Genomic DNA, 216 nt, shown 5'->3' with positions numbered 1-216 from the left:
GGCCCTCGGCATAAGGGTTCTCCCCCAGGGGGATGGCCACCCTCTTCCCCTTCTCCAGGGTGGCCAGATGGAGCCAGGCGGGGAAGTGGGTGGCTTGTTTCCCCCTTCCCCTTCCCCTGGGCTCGTAGCGGACCACCTTCCCATCCAGGTGCATCTGGATGCGGTGCATGCCGGGCCAGGTAAGTTCCTTCCTGGCCCGGCGGAACAGATGGAGTA

At 65.3% G+C, this 216-nt stretch carries 1 protein-coding gene; it reads right to left on the bottom strand.

From position 1 onward, the window contains the following. A partial coding sequence (locus E0702_RS19520) for a hypothetical protein (RefSeq protein ID WP_205742193.1) occupies positions 1-216 on the bottom strand: 216 nt, incomplete at both ends.

The sequence above is a fragment of the Halomonas marinisediminis genome (genome assembly GCF_004347715.1).
Classification (GTDB): Bacteria; Pseudomonadota; Gammaproteobacteria; order Pseudomonadales; family Halomonadaceae; genus Halomonas; species Halomonas icarae.
This window is presented reverse-complemented; position numbering and strand designations above follow the sequence as displayed.